This is a genomic window from Ramlibacter sp. (assembly GCF_029866045.1).
GTDB lineage: Bacteria > Pseudomonadota > Gammaproteobacteria > Burkholderiales > Burkholderiaceae_C > Ramlibacter.
Genome location: NZ_JARXAB010000023.1, coordinates 71,017 through 80,926 on the forward strand (window position 1 = coordinate 71,017; position 9,910 = coordinate 80,926).

The following is a 9,910-nucleotide window of genomic DNA, read 5'->3' on the forward strand; positions in this document are numbered from 1 at the left end:
AAAGGTGTGACTGTTACGGAACGGCTGTTACGGACGTAGAGGGTTTTCACCAACAAAAATTCTTCCAAAACTATACCCGGAGATTGTGAAGTAATTAATTAGATTTCATCCGGCTTTTTCGCGCGTTTTGCGAAGTTTCGCAGGGTGCAGGGCGTGGATCGTGGATCGCGGAGCGGGAGCAATGCGGCAGCTCAGCGGCCAAGCGGCTCGCGGCGCCGGGCGCCCCAACTCGGATTGCCTGCCTGGCCGCTGGCAAAATCGGGTGCATGACCGATTCCTCTGACGAAATCCAGCCCGCCCCCGGCTATGCCGGCGACATTGCACCCGATGTGGCCTGCCGCTGGTGGCAGGCCGGCGATGCGGTGCTGGTGGATGTGCGCACCAGCGCTGAGGTGGCCTGGGTGGGCTTTGTGCCCGGCTCGGTCCATGTGCCCATCAAAGAGTGGCCCACCATGGCCGTCAACCCGCGCTTTGACGAGCAGGTGATGGCGGCAGTGCCCCCGGGCGGGAAAGTGGTCTTCCTGTGCCGCAGCGGCATCCGCTCCATCGCCGCTGCCGAGCGCGCCACCGATCTGGGGTTTACCGCCTTCAACATCCTGGAAGGCTTCGAGGGCGACCCGGACGCCCAGGCCCACCGGGGCACACTCGGAGGCTGGCGCGCGCGCGGCCTACCCTGGGCGCAGAACTGATTTCATCCCTGCACTGATTTCTTTTTTCCGGAAAGTACGAGATGCCCGTGAACCTGTCCGCGCCGCGCGCGGAACAACTGCTGCCCATCCCGGGCTTTCGCATTGGTGTGGCCGAGGCCGGCGTCCGCAAGGTCGGCCGCAAGGACCTGACCGTGATGCTGCTAGAACCCGGTGCGGTTGTTGGGGGCGTGTTCACCCAGAACCGTTTTTGCGCCGCGCCGGTGCAGGTGTGTCGCGAGCACCTGGCCGCTGGGCACGAGGTGCGTGCCATTGTGATCAACACTGGCAACGCCAATGCGGGCACCGGCGAAGATGGCCTCATCCGCGCCCGCCAGACCTGCATCGCGCTGGCCCGCCGACTTGAAGTTTCGCCCGAGCAGATCCTGCCCTTTTCCACCGGCGTCATCATGGAGCCGCTGCCGGTCGATCGCATCCAGGCCGGCCTGCCCGCTGCCCTGGCCGACGCCAAGGAAGACAACTGGCTGCGCGCGGCCGAGGGCATCATGACCACCGACACCGTGGCCAAGGGCGCCAGCAGCCAAACCACGATCGCCGGCCGCAGCGTCACTGTCACCGGCATCAGCAAGGGCGCCGGCATGATCCGACCCAACATGGCCACCATGCTGGGCTACCTGGCCACCGACGCCGCCATTGCCCCTGCATTGGCCCAGCCGCTGGCCTACGCCCTGGCCGAGAGCTCTTTCAATCGGGTCACCGTCGACGGCGACACCTCCACCAACGACTCCTTCCTGGTCATTGCCACCGGCAAGGCCGGAAACCCGCCGATCACCTCGCTTGAGAGCGCCGAGGGGCGCGCCCTGTTCGACGCCATGCTCGCGGTCGCCCGTCAGCTGGCTCACGCCATCGTGCGTGATGGCGAGGGCGCCACCAAGTTCATCACCGTGCAGGTCGAAGGTGGCCGTGACACGGCCGAGTGCCGGCAGGTGGCCTACGCCATCGCCCACTCGCCCTTGGTCAAGACCGCGTTCTACGCTAGCGACCCCAACCTCGGCCGGATCCTGGCCGCGGTGGGCTATGCGGGCATTGGCGACCTCGACCAGACCCGCATTGAGCTGCACCTGGACGACGTTCATGTGGCCATCGGCGGCGGCCGGCATCCGGCTTACCGCGAAGAGGACGGTCAGCGCGTGATGAAGCAAAGCGAGATCACGGTGCGCGTGGGCCTGGGCCGCGGCACGGCCACCGACACCGTGTGGACCTGTGATTTCAGCCACGATTACGTGAGCATCAACGCCGACTACAGGTCGTGAGCGCCCGATGAACGAAAAATTTGAACACCTGATCGAGCGCGTGGGCCTGCTGATGGACCGGCTGGAGCGGGTCCTTCCTCAGCCCCTCTCGGCGCCCGATTGGTCGGCGAGCATCGCCTTCCGCTACCGCAAGCGCAGCAGCGGCCACGGCACGCTCGAGCCAGTGCGGCATGTGGGTGCCATCGCTTTGGCAGACCTGCAAGAGATCGACGGTCAGAAAGAGAAGATCGAGCGCAACACCTTGCAGTTTGTCCAGGGCCTGCCCGCCAACAACGTCCTGCTCACGGGGGCGCGCGGCACCGGCAAGTCGTCCCTGATCAAGGCCTGCCTTAACGCCTATGCGGCGCAGGGCCTGCGCCTGATTGAGGTGGACAAGACGGACCTCATCGACCTGCCCGACATCGTCGAGGTGGTCGCAGACCTGCCGCACAAGTTCATCGTTTTTTGCGATGACCTGAGCTTCGAGGACGGCGAGCCCGGCTACAAGGCGCTCAAGTCCATTCTCGATGGCTCGGTGGCAGCGGCCACGGCCAACGTGCTGATTTACGCCACCAGCAACCGGCGCCATCTCTTGCCCGAGTACATGAAGGAGAACCTCAGCTACACCCACACCGCGGATGGCGAGGTTCATCCCGGCGAGGGGGTGGAGGAAAAGATCTCCCTCTCCGAGCGCTTTGGCCTGTGGGTCAGTTTCTATCCCTTCAGCCAGGACGAGTACCTGGCCATCGTCGATCAGTGGCTGGGGTCCTTCGGCATCGCACCCGCAGCTTGCACCGCCGCCCATGCCGAGGCTTTGGTTTGGGCGCTTGAGCGAGGTTCGCGCTCGGGCCGTGTGGCCTACCAGTTCGCCCGCGACTTCGCCGGTCGGCGCTCGGCCGACGGGCAGTGAGCGAGACCCGCATCTTGGTCGCCGACGGCGACCGCCCCCGCGAGGGCGGCGCTGACCGACCCGAGGTGCAGGTGGCCGTCGGCGTGCTCGTGCGGCCCGACGGCCGATTTCTGCTCACCTCCCGTCCGCCCGGCAAGGTCTACGCTGGGTACTGGGAATTTCCCGGCGGCAAACTCGAGGCCGGCGAGACGGTCGCGGAGGCCCTGCGCCGCGAACTGCAAGAGGAAATCGGCATCACCATCGGACAGGTTCACCCCTGGAAGGTGGAGCGGGTCGACTACCCACATGCCCTGGTGTGCCTGCATTTTTGCAAGGTGTTCGAGTGGACGGGCGAGTTGCAGATGCACGAGGGCCAGTCGTTCGCCTGGGAGGCCTTGCCAGTGCGCTCAGAGCCGGTGCTCCCTGGTACGGTGCCGGTGCTGGCCTGGTTTGCGCAGGAGCGCGGCTTCGAGGGGGCCACTCACGCCCCGGCGGGCGGCGCGCCGGCCTGACCCGGCCGCGTTCACTGCAAACGCGGGTCGCCGAAAGGCTGGTCGTCCGGCGGCGACTCGGCCTCCATCCGGAAGCTCTCGCTGGCCCAGGCGCCCAGGTCGATGCCTTTGCAGCGCTCGCCGCAAAAAGGCCGGTAGGGGTTGGACGGTGCGTAGACGCTGTCGCCGCCGCACTGCGGGCAGCGCACGGTGCGTGTCATGCGCACAAGGCCAGCTCGAAGCTCACGTCTTCGGTGCTGGCACGCAGGCGTTCGGCCGGCTCGTGCGTCATCAGGCGAACCACCACCATGAGCCGGTTTCCGCTGATTTCGGGTACCAGATTGAGCGTGGGGTCGATGCGCAGGCGCAGCAGCTGGAAGCTACGCCCTTGGGGCAGGTTTTGCTGCAGCTGTCCGCCGGTGGCCATCACCTTTTGTGGCGCGCCGGAGTCACGCAGAAGCTTGAGCAAGAGGCGCACCGGGTCGACGATGGGCGACAAGGTCTTGGCCCAGCGATGAAGGTCGCCCTGGCGGCGGGCCGGGTCGAGTTGCTGCCAGGCGTGGTAGCCCGGCAGATCAAACTCGCAGGTACCGCCGGGGATGGCAATGCGGCTTCGCACCCCCATCAGCCACTCGTTGTCGCTCAGGGCCTGGCCGGGCTTGCCCGACTGGTCTTGCAGTGCGCCATAGCAGGCGTCGAGCTTGCCGATGATGTCTTCGAGCACCGCTTCGGCGATGGCGGGGTTGCCACGGTAAGCGGCCAGTGCGGATTTCTGCCGGTCCAGGTCTTTCAGGACCTCCGACTTGAGGTCGGAGCGCCCAGCCACTTCCATGATCTCGAACAGGGTGGCGAGCGCGAAGTGGTGGTCAATCGCCTGCTCGCGGGCGAGCAACTGGAGCAGACGCCGGAACAGGGTTTCAAGCCGCAGATAGGTGCGGACGCGCTCGTTGAAGGGGTACTCGTAGAGGATCACGGCGACAAGATCATAGCCCGAAGCCAGCCGCCACCCTCCGGACCTCGGCCTCGAGCTGCGCCAGGCTCAGGTCTTGGTTGAAGATCACCGTGTCGGCCGCCGCCAGGCGTGCCTCGCGCGGCGCCTGCGCGGCGATGATCGCGCGCACCTCGGCCTCATCCAGGCCGCTGCGCGCCATGACCCGCTGCACTTGGGTCTCCGGCAGGCAGTCGACCACCAGCACATGGTCCAGCGCATGACGCTCGCGGCCGCCTTCGACCAGCAGCGGAATGTCGATCACCAGGCAGCGGCGCCCTTCGGCCATCGCCTGCTCGCCTTGCGCCCGAATGGCGGCCGACACCAGCGGGTGGACGATGGCCTCGAGCTGGCGGCGCGCCTCGGGCCGGCTGAACACCTCGGCGCGCATCCGATCCCGGTTCATCGCACCGTCGGGCGCGACAAATTCGGGCCCGAACTCGCGCGCAATGGCGGGCATGGCCGCGCCACCCGCCGCGGTGGTGGCCCGGGAGATGGCGTCGGCATCGATGGTTGCCGCGCCCAAGGCGGCGAGCGTCTTGAGCACGGTGCTCTTGCCACTGCCGATGCCGCCGGTGAGTCCGATTCTCAACATCCCTTTTTCCTCTCACTGCCCTCGCCTATTTCAGCCCAGGCCCATCGCCCGGCCTAGCCGGTCCGGGCCTGCCGCCATGGCAACGAAGCCCGCCGCCGCCAGCCAGGGACCGTACTGCACATATTTGCCCTCGACCAGACCGATGGTGACCTTCATCAGGCCGCCGGCCACCGCGCCCAAGAGCGAGGAAATCAGCACCAGGGGGATGAGCGCTGGCCAGCCGAACCAGGCGCCCAGGGCGGCCAGCAGCTTGAAGTCGCCATAGCCCATTCCCTCCTTGCCCGTGAAAAGGCGGAAGGCCTGGTAGACGGTCCAGAGAAACAAGTATCCGCCTACCGCGCCCCACAGCGCGGTGGGCAGGTCTGTGCCGGTCCACCCCTGGGCGCTGGCCAGCAGCCCGCCCCAGACGAGTGGCAGGGTCAGGTCGTCGGGCAGCAGCGTGGTGTCCCAGTCAATCAGGGCCAGTGCCAGCAAGGTGGCGCCAAAGGCGGCCCAGGCCAGCCCGGGGCCGGTCAGACCCCAGCGCCAGGCGACCAGACCAAACAGGGCCCCGGTCGCCAGTTCAACCAGCGGGTAACGCGGGCTGATCCGGGCCTGGCAGTCGGCGCAGCGCCCGCGCAGCCACAGCCACCCCAGCACCGGGACGTTGTGCTGCCAGCGAATGGCATGGCCGCAGCTGGGGCAGCTGGAACCGGGACGCATCAGGTTGTAGGGGGGGTCCTCGGCGCCGGCGTCCACTGGGGATGTGGCCGCGTGGGCATCGGCCCCCGCCTCGGCTTGCGTCACCGCCGCTGCCGCGCCCACTGTCTTGTCTATCGCCTCTACTTCTGCCGGCGAGCGAGAGCCGATGCCGTCGGCGGCGAAGGCCGCGCACTCTTGGGCCCAGCGGCGCTCGAGCATGCGGGGCAGCCGGTACACGACGACATTGAGGAAGCTGCCCACCGCCAGGCCCACCAGCACCGCCAGCGCGGTCTGGGCCCAAGCCAGGCTCGGGTCTCCCAAGGTCTGCACGGCCCACCCCTCGAATAGCCCGCCCATCAGACCACCTGCCCCAAGCGGAACACCGGCAGGTACATGGCCACCACGATGCTGCCGATGATGGTGCCCAGCACCACGATGATGATCGGCTCGAGCAGGCTCGACAGGCCGGCCACCATGTCGTCGACCTCGGCCTCAAAGAAGTCAGCAGCCTTGCCCAGCATCTGGTCCAGCGAGCCGGACTCTTCGCCAATCGCCGTCATCTGCAGCACCATCGACGGAAAAACCTGGGTGCCGGTCATGGCGCTGGTCAGGCTGGTGCCGGCCGAGACCTCCTGGCGAATGCGGTCGGTCGCCTGGGCGTAAACCGAGTTGCCCGCCGCTCCGCCCACTGACTCGAGCGCATCCACCAGCGGCACCCCGGCGGCGAACATGGTCGCCAGCGTGCGGGTCCAGCGGGCCACCACCGTCTTGTAGATCAAGTCGCCAAAGATTGGCAGCCGCAAGGACAGTCGGTCTACCACCTCGTGCAGCTTCTGGCTCGTTTTCCAGGCCCGCGTCGCAGCGACCGTGGCCAAGCCCACCATGCCCAGCATGGCCCACCAGTAGCCGACAAAGAATTCGCTGATGGCAATCACCAGCAGTGTGGGGGCCGGCAGGTCGGCGCCGAACGATTTGAAGATGTCGCGAAACGACGGGATCACGAAAATCATGATCACTGCCACCACAACCAGGGCGACGAGCAGGACCGTTACCGGGTACATGAGGGCCGAGCGCAGCTTGGATTTGATGCCCTCGATCTTTTCCATGTAAACGGCCAGTCGCTCGAGCACCGCGTCCAAAATACCGGCGGCCTCTCCGGCCTCGATCAGGTTGCAGTACAGCGCGCTGAAGTGATTGGGGAACTTGCGGAAGGCCGCCGACAGCGAGGTGCCGGTCTCGACGTCCATACGGATGTCTTCGAGCAGGCGCGCCAGATTGGCATTGGGGTTGCCACGTCCGACGATGTCGAAGGACTGCAGCAGGGGCACGCCGGCCTTCATCATGGTGGCCATCTGGCGGGTGAACAGCGAGATGTCCTTGGGCCGGATGCGCGGGCCCCTGCGTTGCTTGCGCTTGCGGATGCGCAACTGGCTCACGCCTTGTCGACGCAGATTGGCCTGAACCTGGTTCTCGCCTGCGGCCCGTGCCTCGCCGCGCACGATGCGGCCCTGCCGGTCGCGGCCTTCCCATTCAAAAATGAACTCTTCAACCCTGGCGGTGGGTGACCTGGCCATGTGCGTATCCTTGGTGAGGCGGCGTTTCGGCGGCGTTGGGGCGTCGGTGCGCGAGGGGATGGCTGGAGCGAGCAGCGGAAGTCAGGGGCGGAGGTGAGGGGCTGGCGATCACTGATTGGTCACCGCCAGCACCTCTTCGAGGGAGGTCATACCCAGCCGGACCTTGAGCAGGCCCGACTGCCGCAGGCTGCGCACGCCCTCGGCCTGCGCCTGGCGGCCGATTTCGACCGCATTGCCATCGGCCAGGATGATGTTCTGGATGCCCTCGCTGATGGGCATCACCTGGTAGATGCCCACCCGGCCCTTGTAGCCCTCGTTGCAGGCCGAGCAGCCCACCGGGCGGTAGGGCTGCCAGGTGCCGTCGAGGTCGGCCGGAGTAAAGCCGGCGTCTAGCAGGTTTTGCTTGGGCAGATCGAGAGGCTGCTTGCAGTTCGGGCAGAGCCGCCGCGCCAGGCGCTGGGCCGAGATAAGAATCACGCTGGAGGCAATGTTGAAGGGCGCAATGCCCATATTGCGCAGCCGGGTGAGCGTGGCGGGGGCGTCGTTCGTGTGCAGGGTGGACAGCACCAGGTGGCCGGTCTGGGCCGCCTTCATGGCGATGTCTGCCGTTTCCAGGTCACGGATCTCACCGACCATGATGATGTCTGGGTCTTGCCGCAGGAAGGCGCGCAAGGCGCTGGCGAAGGTGAGCCCCGCCTTCTCATTGACGTTGACCTGGTTCACCCCGGGCATCACGATTTCCGAGGGGTCTTCTGCGGTGGCAATGTTCACCCCTGCCTTGTTCAGCATGTTCAGGCAGGTGTAGAGCGAGACCGTCTTGCCCGAGCCGGTGGGGCCGGTGACCAGAATCATTCCGTAGGGCCGCTTGATCGCGTCCATCAGCCGCGCCCGCTCGTCGGGCTCGTAGCCCAGGGCGTCGATGCCCAGACGTGCGGCTGCGGGGTCGAGGATACGGATCACAATCTTCTCGCCGAAGAGCGTGGGCAGGGTGGAGACGCGGAAGTCGATCACCCTCTCAGGGCCGATCTTGAGCTTCATGCGGCCGTCTTGCGGCACCCGCTTCTCGGAGATGTCCATCTTGGAAATCACCTTGATGCGGGAGGCCAGCTTCTCCTTGATTGCCACCGGCGGCGCCGCCATCTCGCGCAGCTCGCCGTCGATGCGAAAGCGCACCCGGTAGTTGTGCTCGTAGGGCTCGAAGTGAATGTCTGACGCCCGGGCGCTGAACGCGTCGAGCAGCATCTTGTGCAGGAACTTGACGACCGGCGCGTCTTCAACCTCGGCCGAGGCGGCCTTGTCTTCATCGCCCGCCAGTCCCATGTCCAGCGAGGCGTCGTCGAACTGGAAGTCATCCCCGATGAGGGAGTCCATGGTCTCGGCAGCGGTGGTGGACTGCGCATCCACCAGGCGCGAGAGCTTGTCGTACTCCGTCAGAACCCAGTCGACTCCCATCTGGGTGGCGAACTTGATCCGCTCGGCGGCCTGCTGGTCGGAGGGGTCGGCGGTGGCCACCGAGATGCGGTTGTTGCGCTTGGCGAGTGCCACCACCCGGTACTTTTGGCAGAGCTTGCCGTCGAGCAAGGTGCGCGGCAGACGCTGGGGGTCGATCGCATCAAGGTCGAGCAGCGGCACGCCAAAGGTCGTTGCCAGTGTGTGGGCCATTTCGGCCGGGGACACCGCGCCCGACCCAGTCAGCTCGGCAATGAAGGTCTGGCCGGTGGACTGGGCCTTGCGGTAGACGGCCTCTGCGGCCTGCTGCTCGAGCTTGCCAGCGGCGATGAGGGCGCGGGCCAGTCCGGGAAGGGCCGGCGGCTGCTGGAGAGGGGCGGCGGTGGTGTCGGCAACGGCCATCGGAGGGTGGGGGCGCCATCCGCAAGGCGCCCGGGGTCGGGTGTTCGAGGTTGGGGCGATCATCGCCCAAGTTGGATGTACTGTAAATGTAGCAACTTTTGGTTTGCGACTCGCTCAAAGGCTACCGTTCGGCGAAAACCCCGGCCAGGTTTGGTCTGGCGGCAAACGATGGGAGGCCGGTGGGAAAGGAATTTCGAAAGGTGTATTCGCCTGGCGGAGAAGCGGTCTGCCCCTCGATCAGATGGTCATAATGATTTTTCTACTCATATCGAACAAGGAAGCGCCCGTGAACAAGATCAAGAAGTTTTTGGGGAGTGCCGGCGTGGTACTTCTGTGCGTAGTGGGCGGGCTTTCCCTGGCCTCTTGCGGTGGCGGCAGCTCCAGTTCGGGCGGTGGTTCGAGCGGCTTCTCTGTTGGCGTGCAGGGGTTCTAAGATGAAAAAACGCATTGTTTTGGCTTCGGCCGCTGCGGTGACTGCAACCGTCGTTTTGGCCGCGGTGGTGGGCCCGGTGTCGGGTTCTTCGCTCGACTTCCCGACTCTGTTTGGTGGAACCACGGGTGTTTCTGCTGCCTTCCCCGATTGCACCGTCACGGGCTCGGGCATCACAGTCACCGCCGGAACCGACTGCAACATCCAGCCGGATGTGCAGACGGTCACCGTTTACAAGATGGCCCTCTGCACCGCTAAACCCAGCGCACCGACAGCGGCGGCGGCGACATCGCTTTCTGCCTGCAGCACGATTTTTGAGTCGACCAGCGCAACGGGATCCCCGGTCAATATCGTCCTCAATACGTTGGCCTCCTTGCCCGATGGCACGGTGACCAAGCCCGCCAACGGCACCTACTACTACCTGTATGTGGAAGTAGACCCGGAGGTCAAGATCCAAGCGACTGTGCAGTTC

The 9,910-nt window shown here is 65.9% G+C and carries 12 protein-coding genes; 6 read left to right on the plus strand and 6 right to left on the minus strand.

The features are described from left to right. Positions 1 to 266 precede the first annotated feature (266 nt). Genes QE494_RS02750 through QE494_RS02765 form a run of 4 tightly spaced genes read left to right on the plus strand, consistent with a single transcriptional unit; the run spans position 267 to position 3,340 of the window. Positions 267 to 689, plus strand: a complete 423-nt coding sequence (locus QE494_RS02750) for a rhodanese-like domain-containing protein (protein ID WP_300041313.1) — start codon at positions 267 to 269, stop codon at positions 687 to 689. 41 nt (positions 690 to 730) lie between these two features. Beyond that, the gene (gene argJ / locus QE494_RS02755; RefSeq protein ID WP_300041315.1) at positions 731 to 1,960 is read left to right on the plus strand and encodes a bifunctional glutamate N-acetyltransferase/amino-acid acetyltransferase ArgJ; all 1,230 of its coding nucleotides are present in this window, start codon (positions 731 to 733) and stop codon (positions 1,958 to 1,960) included. Positions 1,961 to 1,967: 7 nt separating this feature from the next. Continuing rightward, a complete protein-coding gene (locus QE494_RS02760) occupies positions 1,968 to 2,849 on the plus strand; it encodes an ATP-binding protein (protein WP_300041317.1) in 882 nt (293 codons plus the stop codon). Between the two features lie 11 nt (positions 2,850 to 2,860). Continuing rightward, complete coding sequence (locus tag QE494_RS02765; RefSeq protein WP_300041339.1) at positions 2,861 to 3,340, plus strand: NUDIX domain-containing protein; 480 nt, start codon at positions 2,861 to 2,863, stop codon at positions 3,338 to 3,340. Between the two features lie 11 nt (positions 3,341 to 3,351). Here the strand turns inward: QE494_RS02765 and QE494_RS02770 are convergent, their stop codons facing one another. From QE494_RS02770 to pilB, 6 genes are all read right to left on the minus strand, one after another. After that, positions 3,352 to 3,540 (minus strand): DNA gyrase inhibitor YacG, encoded by a 189-nt coding sequence (locus tag QE494_RS02770; RefSeq protein ID WP_300041319.1) that lies wholly within the window; start codon positions 3,538 to 3,540, stop codon positions 3,352 to 3,354. After that, positions 3,537 to 4,292: a cell division protein ZapD gene (zapD, locus tag QE494_RS02775; RefSeq protein ID WP_300041321.1), complete on the minus strand. Its 756-nt coding sequence runs from the start codon at positions 4,290 to 4,292 to the stop codon at positions 3,537 to 3,539. The genes QE494_RS02770 and zapD overlap by 4 nt, the downstream gene beginning before the upstream one ends. A 10-nt stretch (positions 4,293 to 4,302) precedes the next feature. Beyond that, positions 4,303 to 4,902 carry a dephospho-CoA kinase gene (gene coaE, locus QE494_RS02780; protein ID WP_300041323.1) on the minus strand — a complete coding sequence of 200 codons (600 nt, stop codon included), beginning with the start codon at positions 4,900 to 4,902 and terminating at the stop codon, positions 4,303 to 4,305. A gap of 30 nt (positions 4,903 to 4,932) precedes the next feature. After that, on the minus strand, positions 4,933 to 5,904 hold the full coding sequence (locus tag QE494_RS02785) for an A24 family peptidase (protein WP_300041341.1): 972 nt from the start codon (positions 5,902 to 5,904) through the stop codon (positions 4,933 to 4,935). A gap of 35 nt (positions 5,905 to 5,939) precedes the next feature. Beyond that, entirely contained in the window at positions 5,940 to 7,157 is a 1,218-nt protein-coding gene (locus QE494_RS02790; protein WP_300041325.1) for a type II secretion system F family protein, read from the minus strand. A 108-nt stretch (positions 7,158 to 7,265) separates the two neighbouring features. Continuing rightward, positions 7,266 to 9,008: a type IV-A pilus assembly ATPase PilB gene (pilB, locus tag QE494_RS02795; protein WP_300041329.1), complete on the minus strand. Its 1,743-nt coding sequence runs from the start codon at positions 9,006 to 9,008 to the stop codon at positions 7,266 to 7,268. Positions 9,009 to 9,294: 286 nt separating this feature from the next. Between pilB and QE494_RS02800 the strand changes: the two genes are divergently transcribed. Next, complete coding sequence (locus tag QE494_RS02800; protein ID WP_300041331.1) at positions 9,295 to 9,441, plus strand: hypothetical protein; 147 nt, start codon at positions 9,295 to 9,297, stop codon at positions 9,439 to 9,441. Between the two features lies 1 nt (position 9,442). Beyond that, positions 9,443 to 9,910, plus strand: a 468-nt coding sequence (locus QE494_RS02805) for a hypothetical protein (RefSeq protein ID WP_300041333.1), incomplete at its 3' end; no start/stop codon positions are given.